Annotated in this window: 14 protein-coding genes; 7 read left to right on the top strand and 7 right to left on the bottom strand. The window is 69.1% G+C overall.

Annotated elements, in window-relative coordinates; genetic code table 11:
* Window positions 1-2: 2 nt before the first annotated feature.
* From tsaE to LGR64_RS04610, 3 genes are all read left to right on the top strand, one after another.
* Window positions 3-530 (top strand): tRNA (adenosine(37)-N6)-threonylcarbamoyltransferase complex ATPase subunit type 1 TsaE, encoded by a 528-nt coding sequence (gene tsaE, locus LGR64_RS04620; protein WP_034396474.1) that lies wholly within the window; start codon window positions 3-5, stop codon window positions 528-530.
* On the top strand, window positions 527-2,020 hold the full coding sequence (locus LGR64_RS04615; RefSeq protein ID WP_230355019.1) for an N-acetylmuramoyl-L-alanine amidase: 1,494 nt from the start codon (window positions 527-529) through the stop codon (window positions 2,018-2,020). The genes tsaE and LGR64_RS04615 overlap by 4 nt, the downstream gene beginning before the upstream one ends.
* 207 nt (window positions 2,021-2,227) lie before the next feature.
* Entirely contained in the window at window positions 2,228-2,452 is a 225-nt protein-coding gene (locus LGR64_RS04610) for a glycine zipper domain-containing protein (protein WP_012206927.1), read from the top strand.
* Window positions 2,453-2,525: 73 nt separating this feature from the next.
* Here LGR64_RS04610 and LGR64_RS04605 read toward each other — a convergent pair whose 3' ends face one another.
* The gene (locus LGR64_RS04605) at window positions 2,526-3,176 is read right to left on the bottom strand and encodes a DedA family protein (RefSeq protein WP_141834310.1); all 651 of its coding nucleotides are present in this window, start codon (window positions 3,174-3,176) and stop codon (window positions 2,526-2,528) included.
* A 273-nt stretch (window positions 3,177-3,449) separates the two neighbouring features.
* Between LGR64_RS04605 and LGR64_RS04600 the strand changes: the two genes are divergently transcribed.
* Window positions 3,450-3,740, top strand: coding sequence for a glycine zipper 2TM domain-containing protein (locus LGR64_RS04600; protein WP_013801089.1), 291 nt, complete (start codon window positions 3,450-3,452; stop codon window positions 3,738-3,740).
* Window positions 3,741-3,905: 165 nt separating this feature from the next.
* Window positions 3,906-5,930, top strand: coding sequence for a DNA mismatch repair endonuclease MutL (gene mutL / locus LGR64_RS04595; RefSeq protein ID WP_141834307.1), 2,025 nt, complete (start codon window positions 3,906-3,908; stop codon window positions 5,928-5,930).
* A 34-nt stretch (window positions 5,931-5,964) separates the two neighbouring features.
* Here the strand turns inward: mutL and LGR64_RS04590 are convergent, their stop codons facing one another.
* Both LGR64_RS04590 and LGR64_RS04585 read right to left on the bottom strand, forming a co-directional pair.
* Window positions 5,965-6,969: a Bug family tripartite tricarboxylate transporter substrate binding protein gene (locus LGR64_RS04590; RefSeq protein ID WP_141834305.1), complete on the bottom strand. Its 1,005-nt coding sequence runs from the start codon at window positions 6,967-6,969 to the stop codon at window positions 5,965-5,967.
* A 61-nt stretch (window positions 6,970-7,030) separates the two neighbouring features.
* Window positions 7,031-8,254 (bottom strand): M20 aminoacylase family protein, encoded by a 1,224-nt coding sequence (locus LGR64_RS04585; protein WP_141834302.1) that lies wholly within the window; start codon window positions 8,252-8,254, stop codon window positions 7,031-7,033.
* Window positions 8,255-8,368: 114 nt separating this feature from the next.
* On the opposite strand from LGR64_RS04585, the gene LGR64_RS04580 reads away from it, so the two are divergent.
* Window positions 8,369-9,388, top strand: coding sequence for a LysR family transcriptional regulator (locus tag LGR64_RS04580; protein ID WP_096916762.1), 1,020 nt, complete (start codon window positions 8,369-8,371; stop codon window positions 9,386-9,388).
* Window positions 9,389-9,395: 7 nt separating this feature from the next.
* On the opposite strand, the gene LGR64_RS04575 is transcribed toward LGR64_RS04580, so the two are convergent.
* From LGR64_RS04575 to LGR64_RS04560, 4 genes are all read right to left on the bottom strand, one after another.
* Window positions 9,396-10,877 (bottom strand): efflux transporter outer membrane subunit, encoded by a 1,482-nt coding sequence (locus tag LGR64_RS04575; RefSeq protein WP_012206934.1) that lies wholly within the window; start codon window positions 10,875-10,877, stop codon window positions 9,396-9,398.
* Between the two features lie 28 nt (window positions 10,878-10,905).
* Window positions 10,906-14,157, bottom strand: coding sequence for an efflux RND transporter permease subunit (locus LGR64_RS04570; RefSeq protein WP_141834299.1), 3,252 nt, complete (start codon window positions 14,155-14,157; stop codon window positions 10,906-10,908).
* Window positions 14,158-14,243: 86 nt separating this feature from the next.
* A complete protein-coding gene (locus LGR64_RS04565) occupies window positions 14,244-15,518 on the bottom strand; it encodes an efflux RND transporter periplasmic adaptor subunit (protein ID WP_065347716.1) in 1,275 nt (424 codons plus the stop codon).
* Between the two features lie 114 nt (window positions 15,519-15,632).
* A complete protein-coding gene (locus tag LGR64_RS04560) occupies window positions 15,633-16,493 on the bottom strand; it encodes an alpha/beta hydrolase (RefSeq protein ID WP_043819199.1) in 861 nt (286 codons plus the stop codon).
* 175 nt (window positions 16,494-16,668) lie between these two features.
* On the opposite strand from LGR64_RS04560, the gene LGR64_RS04555 reads away from it, so the two are divergent.
* Window positions 16,669-17,583 (top strand): LysR family transcriptional regulator, encoded by a 915-nt coding sequence (locus tag LGR64_RS04555; protein ID WP_012206938.1) that lies wholly within the window; start codon window positions 16,669-16,671, stop codon window positions 17,581-17,583.
* Window positions 17,584-17,805: the final 222 nt, after the last annotated feature.

Below are 17,805 nucleotides of genomic sequence, written 5' to 3'. Positions count from 1 at the left end.
AATTGACTGCTGCACAACATACTCCCTCGATTGTAGAAAGCGCCCAGCCGCAGGATGCGGAAACTGCGGGCCGTCGCTGGATATGGGGCAGCGAGGAAGACACGCAGCGGTTTGCGCAGCAGCTTGCAGACCATCCCGCGCTGCGCAACGCCTACGTCACGCTGCACGGCGACCTGGGTGCAGGCAAGACCACGCTGGTGCGGCACTGGCTGCGCGCACTGGGCGTGCAGGGCCGCATCAAAAGCCCCACCTATGCCGTGGTGGAGCCGCATGAGGCGCCGGACCTGGCCATCTGGCACTTCGACTTCTACCGCTTCGATGATCCGCGCGAGTGGGAGGATGCAGGATTTCGCGATATTTTCGCCAGCCCCGGTCTCAAGCTGGCAGAATGGCCCGAAAAGGCCGCAGCGCTTACGCCTGCGGCAGATATAGCTATTCATATCGAAGCAATCGACGAGACGCAGCGCCAGGTGACCTTGCTCGCCGGCACGCCCGTCGGACGCGCCGTGATCCAAGCACTCAAGGCATGAGCGACGCCAACTCCTCCTCCTATCCGTCCGGCCTGTCGCGCCGCAATCTTTTGCAGGCGGGCTCCATCGTGCTGCTGCTGGGCCGCCAGCACATCGCGCACGGAGCCACCATCGTGGCCGTGCGCGTCTGGCCCGCGCCCGAATACACGCGCGTGACCATTGAGTCCGACCGGCCGCTGGCTGCCAAGCAGTTCTTCGTGGACCAGCCCCCGCGGCTGGCCGTGGACATCGAGGGCATCGACCTCAATCCCGCGCTGCGTGAACTGGTGGCCAAGGTCCGCTCCGACGATCCCAACATCGCCTCCATCCGCGTGGGCCAGAACTCCCCTAGCGTGGTGCGCCTGGTCATCGACCTCAAGCAGCCCGCAAAGCCCCAGGTCTTCACGCTGCAGCCCGTGGCGGCCTACAAGCACAGGCTGGTGTTCGACCTGTACCCCGCCAAGGCCGTGGACCCGCTGGAGGCGCTGATCAGCGAGCGCCTGCGCGATGCCTCCGGCGACGATACCGCTGTCGCATCGGCACCGCCGCCGCCTCCACCACCGCTGCCCCGGCCCTCAGGCTCCACGGCGCCAGCCCCCGACCCGTTGGGCGACCTGATCGCCCAGCACAGCAGCGGCTCCGGCGGCAAGACGCCTGCACCGCCCGCCGTGGTGGCACAGGCACCTTCCCCTTCCGCTCCGGCCCCGGCGCCTCGCCCTCCCGCGCCTGCGCCCGTTCCGGCCCCTGCCCCCATTGCCGCGCCCAACATCGCCACCTCGCGCCAGACCGACCGCATCATCATCGTGGCGCTGGACCCCGGCCACGGCGGCGAGGACCCCGGCGCCACCGGCCCCAGCGGCACGCGCGAAAAGGACGTGGTGCTCAAGATCGCCCACCTGCTGCGCGACCGCATCAACGACACCCGCATCGGCGGCAGCCCCATGCGCGCCTTCATGACGCGCGATGCCGACTTCTTCGTGCCCCTGGCTACGCGCGTGGAAAAGGCCCGGCGCGTGCAGGCCGACCTCTTCATCAGCATCCACGCCGACGCCTTCACCACGCCGGCCGCGCGTGGTGCCAGCGTCTTTGCGCTCAGCGACAAGGGCGCCTCCAGCACGGCCGCGCGCTGGCTGGCCAACAAGGAAAACCAGTCCGACATCGTCGGTGGCCTGAACATGGGCTCGCAGGACCAGCATGTGCAGCGCATGCTGCTGGACATGAGCACCACGGCCCAGATCAAGGACAGCCTCAAGCTCGGCGGCGCCCTGCTCGGCGAGATCGGCAACATGGCCAAGCTGCACAAGCCGCGCGTGGAGCAGGCCGGGTTTGCCGTGCTCAAGGCGCCCGACATTCCCAGCGTGCTGGTGGAAACCGCCTTCATCAGCAATCCCGAGGAAGAGGCCCGCCTGCGCAGCAGCGCCTACCAGGTGCAACTGGCCGACGCGCTGATGCGCGGCATCCGCAACTACTTCGCGCACAACCCGCCGCTGGCACGCAGCCGCTCCGTCTGACAGAGCCAGGCGAAGGGCGCGGGCGATGCCGCCCGCAGCCGCTGTCGGACGGCAAAGACGCGACACTTCCGAGCCGCCCGGCGGCAGCTCGGGCAGATCTCCTACCGCTGCCGCAAGCCCTGAATGAGAGCATGCAAACATGTTCCACACAGTGCTTGCGCCATACGCCACTCACGGCGACAAGGCAGGCCATCACAGGAGATGAACATGAAGACACGCCTTTATTCCATTGCCGCCGCAGCAGCCATTGCCCTGTTCTCTGCCGGCTGTTCCACCAATCCCAGCAGTGCACAGATCGGTACCGGCGTAGGCGCCGTGGCCGGTGGTGTCGTGGGAGATGCCCTGTTCGGCAGCACGCTAGGCACCGTGGGCGGTGCAGCCGCCGGTGCACTGATCGGTAACGAGGTGGGCAAGCGCAACGACCGCCGTTGATCCCCACTCCCGCTCCATGAAAAAACCCCTTGCGCCGTGAAGGTGCAAGGGGTTTTTTCTATGCGCGGAAAGCTCAGACGGCCGTCTTGGGCGCGCGCCCCGCGCGCCAGGCGCCAAAGATGGCAATCAGGCCCGGCACCAGGATCAGGCCCCAGATGATCTTCTCCAGGTTCTCGCGCACCCAGGGCAGGTTGCCGAAGAAATAGCCGGCTGCGCTGATGCCGAACACCCAGACAATCGCCCCGCCCACATTGAAGGCAGTGAACTTGCCCCGGTTCATCGCGGCCACCCCGGCCACGAAGGGCGCAAACGTGCGAATGAACGGCATGAAGCGCGCCAGCACGATGGTGATGCCGCCATAGCGCTCGTAGAACGCGTGGGCCTGGTCGAAGGCGCGACGGTTGAACCAGCGCGAGTCCTCCCACTGGAACACCTTGGGCCCTATGTAGCGGCCGATGGTGTAGTTGCACTGGTCGCCCAGCACGGCCGCCACCAGCAGAACGGTGCAGGCGATCGAATAGTCCATGAGGCCCACGCCGCACAGCGCGCCGACGATGAACAGCAGCGAGTCGCCAGGCAGAAAGGGCATGACCACCACGCCTGTCTCCACGAAGACGATGAGAAACACCAGCGCATACACCCAGGGTCCATAGGCCACGACAAAGGCCTCCAGATGCTTGTCGATGTGCAGGATGAAGTCGATCAGGAACTGAATGATTTCCAAAAGAGAGTCCTCCGCGGCGGGCGCCGCACCGGCCCGTACTGTACTTCGCCGACATGCCCCCACGGCCGAGCCGGAGCGGGTCACGCCCTCGCACATACCGTCGCTTGCAGGAATCTACAAATGCTTGAAATCAAGCTTGTTTTGTTACACAACTTGATAAAACTCTACGAAAAACTCATGAGTGCGTCAGCTTTTTGCAGGCAAAGTGCTTCCATGCCGTCGGCAATGCCGGCCCGGCCTCACCACCATCGCCAAGACACAAGGAAGCAAGCCATGAACAAGACCCTTCGCACTTTCGCGCACAAGTCCGAACGCCAGTCCGGCTCCACGATGGGCCGCACCCTGGCCATCGCCGCCCTGCTGACCGGCGCGCTCGCGATGGGCGGCTGCGCCCACCGTCCCAACAATGCGCAACTGGGCACGGGCGTGGGCGCCGTGGCCGGTGGCGTGCTGGGCAGCGCGCTGTTCGGCACCACGCTGGGCACCGTGGGCGGCGCCGCAGCCGGTGCGCTGGTCGGCAACCAGATGGGCAGCAACAGCGACCGCGCAGGCCGCCGCCGCTGACCCTGCAGCCACCCTCATTCAAAGAGTGCCCCCGGCTCCGGCCTTTGTTGCCGGGGACGCCTCTTGGAGCCGCTTTCGCGGCTCCTTTTTTTTTGCGGGCGCCGGCGCCCCACACCCCATTCCCACAGCCCGCAAGCGGTGGATGCCAGCCCCTAGAATTGCCGCGTGAACGCATCCATCCCCTCCTCCGACACCCTCCCCCGCCGCCCCATCCGCGACCTGCCCGACGAGCTGATCAGCCAGATCGCGGCCGGCGAAGTCGTCGAGCGCCCTGCCTCGGTGGTGCGCGAACTCGTGGACAACGCACTGGATGCGGGCGCCCGCCAGATCAACGTGCGGCTGCTGGCCGGCGGCGTGCGGCTGATCTCGGTGGAGGACGACGGCGGCGGCATCCCGCGCGATGAGCTGCCCGTGGCATTGCGCCGCCATGCCACCAGCAAGATCACCGATCTGCACGACCTGGAGACCGTGGCCACCATGGGCTTTCGCGGCGAGGCGCTGGCGGCCATCTGCTCGGTGTCGGAGGCGTCCATCCTCTCGCGCCCTGCGGGCCAGGACTCGGCCTACCTGCTCGATGCGCGCAGCGGCGAGCTGCGCCCCGCCGCCCGCAACCAGGGCACGACGGTCGAGGTCAAGGAGCTGTTCTTCTCCACGCCGGCCCGCCGCAAATTCCTCAAGAGCGACGCCACGGAGCTGGCCCACTGCATCGAGTCCGTGCGCCGCCATGCACTGGCCCGGCCCGACGTGGGCTTTGCCATCTGGCACGAAGGCAAGCTGGTCGAGCAGTGGCGTGCCGCCGGCAGCATGTCGGACGAAGCCCTTGCGCGCCGCCTGGGCGATGTGCTGGGCGACGCCTTCGTGCAGAACTCCGTGACGGTGGAGCATTGGTCGGGCGCCGTCCATGTCACGGGCCGCGCCGGTGTTCCCGATGCGGCGCGCTCCCGGCCCGACCATCAGTTCTGCTACGTCAATGGCCGGTTCGTGCGCGACAAGGTGCTGACCCACGCCTCGCGCAGCGCCTACGAGGATGTGCTGCACGGCCACAAGCAGCCCGTCTATGCGCTGTATGTGGAGATCGACCCTGCGCGCGTGGACGTGAACGTGCACCCTACCAAGATCGAGGTGCGCTTTCGCGACAGCCGCGAGGTGCACCAGGCCGTGCGCCACGCCATAGAAAACGCGCTGGCTGCCCCGCGCGCTGCGGCGGCCGCCGCCGCTGCCGCCGAGGAAGCCGCCCGCACCCCGGAGCTGGCCCCTGCCGCACCGGCCACCGCGCCCAAGGTGGCGGCTCCCGCCTGGCCCCAGGCGCGCATGAGCTTTGGCGATGAACAGGGCGGCCACAAGGTCAGCAACATGGCGGGCCTGTGGGCTCCCATGCGCGAAGCCGCGCCGGCCCCGGTGGCGCTTCCCGCACAGACGGCCATGCAGACTGCCGGTGCCGCCGAAGTCGCGGTGGACAGGCCCGGCGTGCAATGGCCTGCCGGCAATGTGCCCGCCAGCTACGCACCCGCTGCACAGCCCCAGCCAGCCGCTGTCTCCGAGCCTTCACCTGCGAACCTCACGCCCCCGGCAGCGGACACCCCTGCCGCTGCCGAGGAAACCATCTGGCCCCTGGGCCGCGCCGTCGCCCAGATCCACGGTGTCTACATCCTGGCCGAGAACGCCCAGGGCATGGTCGTGGTGGACATGCATGCGGCGCACGAGCGCATCGTCTACGAGCAGCTCAAGAATGCCGTCAACGCGGCAGAGCAGATCCCCAGCCAGCCGCTGCTGATTCCCGCCACCTTCGCCGCCACACCCGAGGAAGTGGCCACGGCCGAGGCCCATGGCGACACGCTGCAGGCCCTGGGCATGGAGGTTTCCCCCTTCTCGCCCAAGACGCTGGCCGTGCGTGCCGTGCCCGCCACCCTGGCCCAGGGCGATGCCGTGGAGCTGGCGCGCAGCGTGCTGGCCGAGCTGGCCCAGCACGACGCCAGCACCGTGGTGCAGCGCGCGCGCAATGAGATCCTGGCCACCATGGCCTGCCACGGCGCCGTGCGCGCCAACCGCCGCCTGACGCTGGACGAGATGAACGCCCTGCTGCGCCAGATGGAAGTCACCGAGCGCTCCGACCAATGCAACCACGGCCGCCCCACCTGGCGGCAGATGAGCATGAAGGAGCTGGACGCGCTGTTCCTGCGCGGTCGCTGAACCTGCGCGGCTGCCGTCAGCACCGTCAACACCGTCAGTCACGCATGTTCGCGAAGGCCGCGAGCTGCTCGTATTTGCGGTCTTCCTCGGCGATCAGGCGCGCCAGGTCCTCGCGGCCCGAGGCGGGCACCATGCCTGCATCTTCCAGGCGCTTGCGCACGGCGGGCTCGGCCAGCGCCTCCTGAAGGGCCGCCGTGATGCGCTGCGCGGTGGCGGCGGGCAGCCCGCGCGGCGCCATCAGCGCAAACCAGCCCACCAATTCATAACCGCGCAGCGGCGCCAGCTCGGCCATGGCCGGAACCTGGGGCAAGGCGGACAGTCGCTGCGCGCTGGTGACCGCCAGCGGCACGATGCGCCCGCTCTGCAGAAACGGTTGCGCTGCCGTGGGCGAGAGCATGGCCAGGTCCAGGTTGCCGCCCGCCAGGTCGCTGGTCAACGGCGCCACGCCGCGGTAGGGCACATGGGTGATGGAAACACCCGCGCGCTGCTTGAACAGCTCTCCCGCGAAATGCAGGGTCGATCCCACGCCCGAGCTGCCGTAGCTGAGCTTGCCGGGCTGGCGGCGCGCCAGCTCCAGCAGCTCGGCCAGGGTCTTCACGCCCAGGCCCGGGCGTGCGGCCAGGATCAGCGGGCTGGTGGCCACCAGGCCCAGCGGCGTGAAATCGCGGCGGCCGTCGTAGCGCTGCGCGGGGTTGACGATGCGCGTGGCCACCAGCTCGTTGCTGGCCCCCACCAGCAGCGTGTAGCCATCGGCCGGTGCCGAGGCCACGCGCTGGGCCGCAATGGCACCCGCCGCCCCGCCCACGTTGTCCACCACCACCGTGCCGCGCAGCCGCGCGGCCAGCGCATCGCCCACCACGCGGGCGGCCAGGTCCACCGAACCACCGGCCGGGTATCCGACGACCAGCTTCAAGGGCTTGGCAGGAAAGCTGCCCTGGGCAGCAGCCGGCAAGGCCAGCCCCAGCGCGGCTGCGCCCAGAAGGCTGCGGCGGCTCAGGACCTGGCGGGCCTCGGAGGAGAGAGGAAATGCAGTGCGCATGGTGGCAATCACAGATGGGTAGGTGAGATCGTGAAAGGGAATCCGGTGCGGGCGCGGCGCCTCAGGCGGCGGACAGAAAACGCCGAGCCAGCTTCACCCAGTAAGTGGCGGCCAGCGGCAGGATGCGGTCGTTGAAGTCGTAGCCGGGGTTGTGGACCATGCAGCCGCCCGTGCCATGCGTGTCGCCCACGCCGTTGCCCACGATCAGATAGCTGCCAGGGCATCGTTCGAGCATGAAGGAGAAGTCCTCGCTGCCCGTCAGCGGCTGCAGGTCGGCGATCAGCCCCTGCTCGCCCAGCCAGTCGCGCGCCACCTCGCGGGCAAAGGCCGTGCTGGCCGCGTCGTTGACCAGGGCCGGATAGCGCCAGCGGTAGTCCACCACGGCCTCGGCCCCCAGCGTGGCAGCCTGGGCATGGGCCAGCGCGGTGATGCGTTCGCGCAGCAGGGCACGCACCTCGGGCCGGTAGGCGCGCACGGACAGGCGCAGCTCCACCTCGCCGGGGATGACATTCGGTGCATCGCCGCCATGGATGGCGCCCACGCTGACCACGGCCATGTCGCGCGGATCGACATTGCGCGAGACCACGGTCTGCAGCGCCAGCACCAGGTGAGCCGCCGCCACCACCGGGTCGGCCGACAGGTGGGGCGCCGAGCCATGGCCACCCTTGCCGCGCACGGTGATGATCACCGTGTCCGACGAGGCCATGAACGAGCCCTCGCGAAAGCCGAACTGCCCCTCTGCAAAGCCCGGCATGTTGTGCAGCGCAAAGATGGCATCGCAGGGGAAAAGATCGAACAGGCCTTCCTCCACCATCTTGCGGCCCCCGCCCAGGCCCTCCTCGGCCGGCTGGAAGATCAGATGCAGCGTGCCGTCGAAGCCGCGCGCCTGGGCCAGCTCGCGCGCGGCGGCCAGCAGGATGGCGGTATGGCCGTCGTGCCCGCAGGCATGCATGCGGCCCGCGTGGCGGCTGGCATAGGGCAGGCCGGTCTGCTCGTGGATGGGCAGCGCGTCCATGTCGGCGCGCAGGCCCAGGCGCCGCGTGCCTGCTCCGACCCGCAGCGTGCCGACCACGCCCGTGCCTCCCAGGCCCCGGTGCACTTCGTAGCCCCAGGAGGCCAGGCGCTCGGCCACCAAGTCGCTGGTGGCGAACTCCTCGAAGGCCAGCTCGGGATGGGCATGCAGGTGATGGCGCAGGGCCACCATCTCGGCCTGCGTGGCGCGTATGCCGGCAAGCACCGGATCGGCGGCTTCGGCCGTGGTGGAAACGGGCGGGTCAATGTTCATGCCCGCAGTCTAGGAAGCGTGGGCAGCGGGCGGAAGACCGCCAGCGCCTGCCCTGCCAGGCATTGCCTGTCATCCCCTGAACACCTGCACGCGCCAATCACGGGCATGGCACACATGGCACGAAACCTGCAAGATCGGCCCATGCATTCCCAGCCCCACCCCGATGCCGGTCCCGCCATGAAGCTGCACCAGATGCGCTACCTCGTCGCCGTGGCCGGCTGCGGCAGCGTGCGCGCCGCCTCACGCGCGCTGGGCATCACTCAGTCGGCCATCACCCAGGCCCTGCGCGAGTTGGAGGAAGGCCACCGCCTTGCGCTGTTCGAGCGCCAGAGCAGCGGCATCGTCCTCACGCCGGCCGGGCGCACGCTGCTGCGCCATGCCCAGCTGATCACCGGGCAGATGGCCCAGGCCGAGGATGAAATGGCCCGCCTGCGCGACACCTGCGCCGTGGCGCGCCTGTCCGTGGGCGTGACGCCCTGGGTGGGCCAGAGCCTGCTGCCCCATGTGCTGCGCGCCTTCCGCGCCGAACTGCCCCAGGTGCGGCTGGAGCTGTTCGAGGGCCTGTCGGCCGTGGCCCATCCGCGCCTGCGCGAAGGCACGCTGGACCTGCTGATCGGCCGCGTGCCCTCGGGCCCCTCGGGCGGCGACCTGCATGGCACGCCGCTGTTCCGCTATGACGCCACTGTCGTGGCCCGCACCGGCCACCCGCTGGCAGGCGCCCGTTCGCTGGCCGAGCTGATGGACTGCGACTGGCTGCTCAACTACACGCCGCCTGAAGAAGACGATCTGGTGCGGCGCCTGTTCCTGCGCCATGGCCTGCCCGTGCCCGTGGGCCACATCCACCTGGTGCATTCGGCATCGCTGCTGCTGCACCTGATCGCGCACAGCGACATGCTCTCGTTCTGCCCCTGGCCGCTGATCGAATCGGGCGTGCCCCAGGGCACCCTGGTGCCACTGTCCCTGCGCGAGCAGTTCGAGCCCCACACGGTGGGCGTGGTCCAGCGCGGCCACGGCCCCCTGCCCTGGGTGGCCGAGCGCTTCGTGCACCACCTCATGGAGCAGGTCCACGCCTGCCGCCACAGCCCGGACCCTGTGCTGCAGCGCGTGTTCCGCTCCATTGACGTGCTGGCTTGAGGGCGGCTCAGCGCAGCGCGGCCTGGGCCACCGGCACGTTCGCCGATTCGCCGGCCGGCGCGTCAGCCGGAACATCCCAGCCCCCGCCCAGCGCCCGGATCAGGCCCACGGCTGCCTGGTACTGCGCGGACTTCACCTGCAGCGCCTGGCGGCGGTTGCGCAGTTCGCTGCGGCGAGCGTCCAGCAGGTCGAGCTGGCTGACGTAGCCATTGCGGTAGCGCGTGTCCGAAAGGCTGGTGGCACGCTTGGCGGCCACCACGGCCTGGCCCTGCACGGTGGACTGCTCTTGCAGGATGCGGATGGACGACAGCTGGTCCTCCACCTCCTGAAAGGCCACCAGCGCCTGCTGGCGGTAGGCGGCCAGCGCGGCATCGAGCTGTGCGCCTGCGGCCTGCACGCCGGCCTCGCGCCGGCCGCCGTCGAACAGCGGCAGCGACAGCAAGGCGCCCACGCCCCAGGATCGCATGGACCACTTGAACAGGTCACCGACCTCGGGCGAGGCGTGGCCGGCCGCGCCGGTCAGCGAGATGCTGGGGAACCATGCCGTCTTCGCCACGCCCACGCGCGACTGCGCGGCGAATACGGCGCGCTGGGCGGCCGAGATGTCGGGCCGGCGCATCAGCACCGTGGCCGGCACGCCGGCTGGGATGGAGGGCAGAGCCGTGGTCCAGGCGCCTTCGCCCAGGCCGAAGCGCGAGGCCGAGTCACCCACCAGCACGGCCAGCGCATGCTCGACCTGGGCGCGCTGGCGGTCCAGTGCCAGCGCGTCCGATTCGGTGGCCGACAGCTCGGCCTGAATGCGCGCCACGTCCAGTTCGGCAATGTCGCCGGCCTGCAGCCTTCGCTCCGACAGGCGCAGCGTGTCGCGGTAGGCCTCCACGGTCTCGCGCATCAGGGCGCGCTCGGCGTCCAGCGCGCGCAGCTGCAGATAGGTCTGCGCGACCTCGGCCTGCACGGCCAGCCGCGTGCTTTGCAGCAGGGCTTCGCGGCCCTCGGCGTCCAGCCTCGATGCGTCGGCCGCCTGGGAAATGCGGCCGAACAGATCGACCTCATACGACAGGTTCAGTCCCGCATTGACCAGGGTGGCAGGCCGCGTGCCCGAGGCCTTGTCCAGCCCCGCGCCGCGCGTGGCCCCTGCGCCCAGGCCCAGTTGGGGCAGGCGCTCGGCATTGGCGCTGCGCGCCAGGGCACGGGCCTCGGCCAGGCGTGCGGCCGCAGCCTGGATGCTCTGGTTGTCCAGCGTGGCCTTGTCCACCAGCGCGTCCAGCGCCGGGTCGGCAAAGGCCAGCCACCATTGGCCGCGTGCCTGGGCTTCGGCGGGCAGGGCCTGGGTCCAGCCCGCCTGCGGCGCGGCGCCCTGCTCCTTGAAGGCGGGGGCGGCCGGCAGCTCGGGCAGGCTCTGGGACACGCTGGCGCAGCCGGCCAGGGCCAGCGCCGCCACCAGGGGCAGCAGACGCCTGGACAGTTTCGAAAGCGATGGGATCTTCATGATCGGTTCCTGTTCTTGTGGTGTGGGCTCATTCATGCTCGCCACGCGCAGCAGAGGGCATGGGCAGCGCGCCGCCACCTGAGGCATGGCCATGGGCGGGTGCATGTGCAGGGGCCTCTTCCTCCACCTCGGGCCCATGCTGCTTGAGCGGCCGGTTGCCTGCCAGGCGGCGCATCAGCACGTAGAACACGGGCGTGAGGAACAGGCCGAAGGCCGTCACCCCGATCATTCCCGAGAACACGGCCACGCCCATGGCACGGCGCATTTCCGAGCCCGCGCCCGTGGACAGCACCAGGGGCAGCACGCCCATGACGAAGGCCAGCGAGGTCATCAGAATGGGGCGCAGGCGCAGCCGGCTGGCCTCGATGGCGGCCTGTATGGGCGTGCGGCCCTCGAACTCCAGCTCCCGTGCGAACTCCACGATCAGGATGGCGTTCTTCGCACTCAGCCCCACCAGCACGATGAGCCCGATCTGCGTGAAGACATTGCTGTCCCCGCCCGATAGCCACACGCCGGTCATGGCCGCCAGCAGGCCCATGGGAACGATCAGGATGATGGCAATCGGCAGGGTCAGGCTCTCGTACTGCGCGGCCAGCACCAGGAAGACCAGCAGCAGGGCCAGCGGGAACACGATCACCGCCGAATTGCCGGCCAGGATTTCCTGGTAGGTCAGGTCGGTCCATTCGAAATCGATGCCCTTGGGCAGGGTCTCGGCCGCGATGCGCTTGATGGCGTCCTGCGCCTGGCCCGAAGAGAAGCCTGGTGCGGCACCGCCGTTGATGTCGGCCGTGAGGTAGCCGTTGTAGCGCATGGCGCGCTCGGGGCCGAAGCTGGAGTCCACCTTCATCAGCGCCGACAGCGGAATCATCTCGCCCGAGCTGGAGCGCACTTTGAGCATGCCCACGTCCTCGGCACGCGCGCGGTAGGGCGCGTCGGCCTGCACGCGGACGCTGTAGGTGCGGCCGAACTTGTTGAAGTCGTTCGCATACAGGCTGCCCAGGTAGATCTGCATGGTGTCGAAGATGTCCGTCACCGGCACGCCGAGCTGGCGCGCCTTGGTGCGGTCGATGTCGGCATACAGCTGGGGCACGTTGACCTGCCAGCTGGTGAACATGCCGGTCAGCTCGGGCGTCTGGTAGGCCTTGGCCATGAAGGCCTTCACGGCCGCGTCCATCTGGTCATAACCCAGGGAGGCGCGGTCTTCCAGCTGCAGCTTGAAGCCGCCCGTCGTGCCCAGGCCCGCCACGGGTGGCGGCGGGAACATGACGATGAAGGCGTCCTGGATGCCTGCGAAGGCCTGGTTGAGCTGGCCGGCCACGGCGCCGCCGCTCTGGTCGGCGCGCTTGCGCTCATCAAAGGGCTTGAGCGTGGCGAAGACGATGCCCGAGTTGGAGCTATTGGTGAAGCCGTTGATGGACAGGCCCGGGAAGGCGATGGTGTCCTCCACGTTGGGGTTGTCCTTCATGATCTCGCCCATGCGGCGGATCACCTCGTCCGTGCGGTCCAGCGTGGCGCCGTCGGGCAGTTGGGCAAAGCCGATCAGGTACTGCTTGTCCTGCGCGGGCACGAAGCCCGAAGGCACGGCCTTGAACAGGCCGAAGGTCACGGCGATCAGCGCCAGGTAGATGGCCAGCATCAGCGCCTTGCGCGAGATCACGCGGCCCACGCCGTCGCTGTAGGCCTCGGAGCCCCGGTGGAACATGCGGTTGAAGCCGCGAAACAGCCAGCCGAAGGCCCGGTCCATGCCGCGCGTCAGCGCGTCCTTGGGCGCATCGTGGCCGCGCAGCAGCAGGGCCGCCAGCGCGGGCGACAGCGTCAGCGAGTTGATGGCCGAGATCACCGTGGAGATGGCGATCGTCACCGCGAACTGCTTGTAGAACTGGCCCGTGAGGCCGCTGATGAAGGCCAGCGGCACGAACACCGCCACCAGCACCAGGGCGATGGCGATGATGGGGCCGGACACTTCGCGCATGGCGCGGTAGGTGGCGTTGCGCGGCGTGAGACCGGCCTCGATGTTGCGCTCCACGTTCTCGACCACGACGATGGCGTCATCCACCACGATGCCGATGGCCAGCACCAGGCCGAACAGGCTCAGCGCGTTGATGGAAAAGCCCAGCAGATGCAGCACGGCGAAGGTGCCGATCACCGACACCGGCACGGCCAGCAGCGGGATGATGGAGGCGCGCCAGGTCTGCAGGAACAGGATCACCACCAGCACCACAAGCACGATGGCCTCCAGCAGCGTGTGCACCACCGATTCGATGGAGGCGCGCACGAACTGCGTGGGGTCGTAGGCGATGCGGTACTCCAGGCCCTCGGGCATGTTCTTGTTCAGGGCCTCCATGGTCTTGCGCACGTTGGCCGAGATTTCCAGCGCATTGGAGCCCGGCGCCTGGAACACGCCCATGCCCACGGCCGGGTCGTTGTTCAGCAGCGAGCGCAGCGAATAGTCGGCCGCGCCCATCTCCAGGCGGCCGATGTCGCGCAGGCGGGTCACGGCGCCGTCGGAGCCGCTCTTGACGATGATGTCGCCGAAGTCCTCCTCGCTTTGCAGGCGGCCCTGGGCGTTGATGGACAGTTGCATGTCCACGCCCGGCAGCCCCGGCGAGGCGCCGACCACGCCGGCCGCAGCCTGCACGTTCTGGCCGCGGATGGCGGCCACCACATCGCTGGCCGACAGGCCGCGCTGCGCCACCTTCTGCGGGTCCAGCCACACGCGCATGGCGTAGTCGCCGCCGCCGAAGATCTGGATCTGGCCTACGCCCTCGATGCGCGCCAGCGGGTCCTTCACGTTCAGCACCGCGTAGTTGCGCAGGTAGTTGATGTCATAGCGCTGGTTGGGCGAGACCAGGTGCACCACCATGGTCAGGTCGGGTGCGCTCTTGACCGTGGTGATGCCCAGGCGGCGCACCTCCTCGGGCAGGCGCGGCTCGGCCTGCGAGACGCGGTTTTGCACCATCTGCTGCGCCTTGTCGGGGTCGGTGCCCAGGCGGAAGGTGACGGTCAGCGTCATCACGCCGTCGCTGGTGGCCTGGCTGCCCATGTAGAGCATGCCTTCGACGCCGTTGATCTGCTCTTCCAGCGGCGTGGCCACGGTCTCGGCGATCACCTTGGGATTGGCGCCCGGGTACTGGGCGCGCACCACCACGGACGGCGGCGCGACCTCGGGGTATTCCGAGATCGGCAGCCCGCCCATGGCGATCAGGCCGGCGATCAGCATCAGCAGCGAAAGCACGCCTGCGAAGATCGGCCGGTCAATGAAGAATTTGGATAGGTTCATGGTGTTTGGCTCCGCCACGGCAAAGCGCGGCCCATGCCGCCTGCGGTCAGGCGGCATTTCAGAGGCAGGAAAGGTGTGCGGCTAGATCAGGACTTGGTTGCGTCAGCCACTTGTTCGGCCGCCTGCCGGGTGCCCGGCTGGCGGGCATCGGCCCGCGCATCCATGGACACCTCCTTGGGCGCGACCAGGGCGCCGGGGCGGATGTGCTGCAGGCCGTTGACGACCACGCGCTCGCCGGGCTGCAGGCCCTGGGTCACGTTGCGCAGGCCGTTGACCGAGGCGCCCAGGGCCACCTCGCGGTAGACGGCCTTGTTGTCGCCGCCCACCACCATCACGTACTTCTTGCTCTGGTCCGTGCCGATGGCGCGCTCGCTGACCAGCAGCATGCTGCTGTCGCGCGCCTGGCCCATGCGGATGCGGGCGAACTGGCCGGGCATGAGGGCGCCGTCCTTGTTGTCGAAGGCCGCGCGCACGCGCACCGTGCCGCTTCGGGCATCGACCTGGTTGTCGATCAGCTGCAGCCGGCCCTCGAAGGGCGTGCTGCCGGCCGTGGCCGTGCCCATCTGCACGGGAATGCTGTCGATCTTGGCGCGGTTGCCCGCGCCGCCGCCGAGCTCCTTGAGTGCGCGCGTGATGACCTGCTCATCGGCATCGAAGCTCGCATAGATGGGGCTGACCGAGACCAGCGTGGTCAGCACCGGCGCGCCCGGGCCTGCGGCCACCAGGTTGCCCACGGTGATCTCGCGCTTGCCGATGCGGCCCGACACGGGGGCGCGCACCTGGGTGTAGCCCAGGTTCAGCCGCGCCGATTGCAGGGACGCCTGGGCCGCGCGCAAATTGGCCTCGGCCTCGCTGCCTGCGTTGATGCGCTCGTCCAGCTCGCGCTGGGCAATCGCCCGCTCGTCCCACAGGCGGCGTGCGCGCTCCTGCTCGCTGCGCGCATAGGACTGGCGCGCCTGGGCCGAGGCCACCTGGGCTTCGGCCCGCTCGACCTCGGCCGCATACGGTGCGGGGTCGATGGTGATCAGCAGATCGCCCTGCTTAACCAGCGCGCCCTCGCGAAAGTGCACGGCCTGCACGGCGCCAGCCACGCGCGAGCGGATGTCCACGCGCTCCACGGCTTCAAGGCGGCCCGAGAACTCGTCCCAGGCGGTGACTTCGCTTTCGGCGACCGTGGCCACCGACACGGGCGTGGCGGCGGGCTGGGCGCTGGCGGGCGCGTCATCGGCCTTGGCCTCGATGCCGTGCAGGCCGAACAGGCCGGCGCTGACGGCGAGGATGGCCGCAGCGGCGGCAGGCAATCTCCAGCCCTTGCGCTGGACGGAGACGGAGGAAGAGGATGAGGTGGATTCGGTGGACATGGTGTTTTTTTGCGAAATTCAGGGAACACGATGCCCGCCCGGCGCCTGAACGCGCCGGGAAGGCGGAAGGGGAAAACGGGGCAGCAGGTGTCGCCGGCTGCGGCGGCGCGGGGCCTAGCCCGGTGCTGCGGGCTTGTTCATGGTGGCCTCGAAGAAGTCATGCACATGCTGGGACACGGCGGCGCTGCAGGCCGTACAGGCCTCGGCCTCGGACAGGGCCTGCGGCCAGTTCGACGCGCTGGGCAGCACATGGCTGCTGGCTGTCACCCCGGCCGCGCGCAGGCGGGCCGCATAGGCCTGGGCCTCGTCGCGCAGCGGGTCGTCGCCACCCACCAGCACCAGGGCCGGCGGCAACTGGGCCAGGCGCAGCGAGCTGCCGGGCACGGCATAGGGATGCATGGCGTCCTTGGGGCAGCTCAGGTACTCGCGCCAGCCCGTGGCCCAGCGGCATTCGCCGGCCTCGGGCGTTGCCTCGCGCTGCGAGGCGGTGCCGGTGCAGGGATCGAGCATGGGCGACACCAGGATCTGGCCCGCCAGCGGCGGATGGCCCCGATCGCGCGAGATCACGGCCACGGCGGCGGCCAGGTTGCCGCCGGCTTCTTCACCCGCGAGGAACAGCGGCGCGCCCTTGCCCGCCATCTTCACGCGGTGCTTGTACAGCCACTGCAGCACGGCGTAGCCCACCTCGATGGGCTGGGGAAACGGATGCTCGGGCGCCAGCGGGTAGGCCAGCGACACCACGACGGCGCCCGCCTCGGCCAGCAGCCGGCCGATGTAGCGCCCGTTGTCCAGCGTGCCGCAGACAAAGGTGCCGCCATGGAAATGCAGCACCAGCGGCGAGACCGTGCCGGGCCTGCGCTGGCCATAGGCGCGCGCAGCCACGGTGCCGTGCTCGGGCAGCTCGATGGAGAATTCTGTTTCGGCAATCTGCGCCCCGGCGGCGGGGCCATTCGGGAGCGACGGGGAAGTGGACATGGCGCGAACCTGCGGCAATGGTCGATGGTTGGAATATAGGCGGCGCCGGCCATGTCTGAAATAGCAACGCAGCCATCGCTCTGTTTCCGTTTCACGAACAATCGCCCGATACCGCGCATGTGAGAATTCCGCCGAGCCGGCATTCCCTTGCCGGGCGCTGCAGGAGCAACTTTCCATGGACCAGATCCAGGCCATGCGTGTCTTCGTTCGCGTGGTGGAAGCCGGCAACTTCACCCGCGCCGCCGATTCGCTGGACCTGCCCAAGGGCACGGTCACCAAACAGATACAGGCGCTGGAGGCGCGCGTGCGCGTCAAGCTGCTCAACCGCACGACGCGGCGCGTCACCGTCACGCCCGATGGCGCGGCCTACTACGAACGCGCGGCACGCCTGCTCAACGACTTCGACGATCTCGAAGCCAGCATGGTCAACACCCAGACCGCGCCCAGCGGGCGGCTGCGGCTGGACGTGGGCAGCTCCATGGCCCGGCTGATCATCATTCCGGCGCTGACCGAATTCTGCGAACGCTACCCCGACATACAGATCGACCTGGGCGTGGGCGACCGCCTGGTGGACCTGATCAGCGACAACGTGGACTGCGTGATCCGCGGGGGCGAGCTCAGCGACCAATCCCTGGTGGCGCGGCGCATCGGCTCGATGAACTGGGTCACCGTGGCCTCGCCCGCCTACCTGGCACGCCACGGCGTGCCCCAGCACCCTTCCGAGCTGGATACGAAGCACCAGATCGTCGCCTTCTTCTCAGGCCATACGCGGCGCATGTACCCGCTGGAATTCCAGCGGGGGGATGAATCCATCGAGGTGGCGGGCAACTACCGCATCGCGGCCAACGACAGCAATGCCTACACGGCCGCCGTGCTGGCGGGCTTCGGCATCGCGCAGCTGGTCACGGCCTTTGCCCAGCCGCTGATCGACAGCGGCGAACTGGTCGAGGTCCTGCCCGAATGGACCCAGCCGCCGCTGCCCATTCACGTGGTCTATCCGCCCAACCGCCACCTCAGCGCCAAGGTGCGGGCCTTCGTGGACTGGGCGGCCGACCTGTTCGCGCGCCATCCCCAGCTGCAGCGCAGCTGAAAGGCCGGCGATGGGATGGCCGGGCGGGCCCAAGCCCCGTCCGGCTGCAAGGCCTTCCTAGCCACTCTTCATGTCAGTTGGCATGGCGCCAGCCATTCCCATTCGCCATGGCCATGCACGCCACCGGATACGGCTGATCCAGGCCGCAGCCTGCCCGCACACTGCGGCACGCAGGCCCTGCCCATGCACCAAATACCGTCGGCACCTCTCTGGAAATGCACC

Source organism: Delftia sp. Lp-1, from assembly GCF_020523835.1.
GTDB classification, from domain to species: domain Bacteria; phylum Pseudomonadota; class Gammaproteobacteria; order Burkholderiales; family Burkholderiaceae_C; genus Comamonas; species Comamonas acidovorans.
The sequence above is the reverse complement of the archived record's forward strand: the minus strand, read 5'-3'. Positions and strand labels throughout refer to the sequence as shown.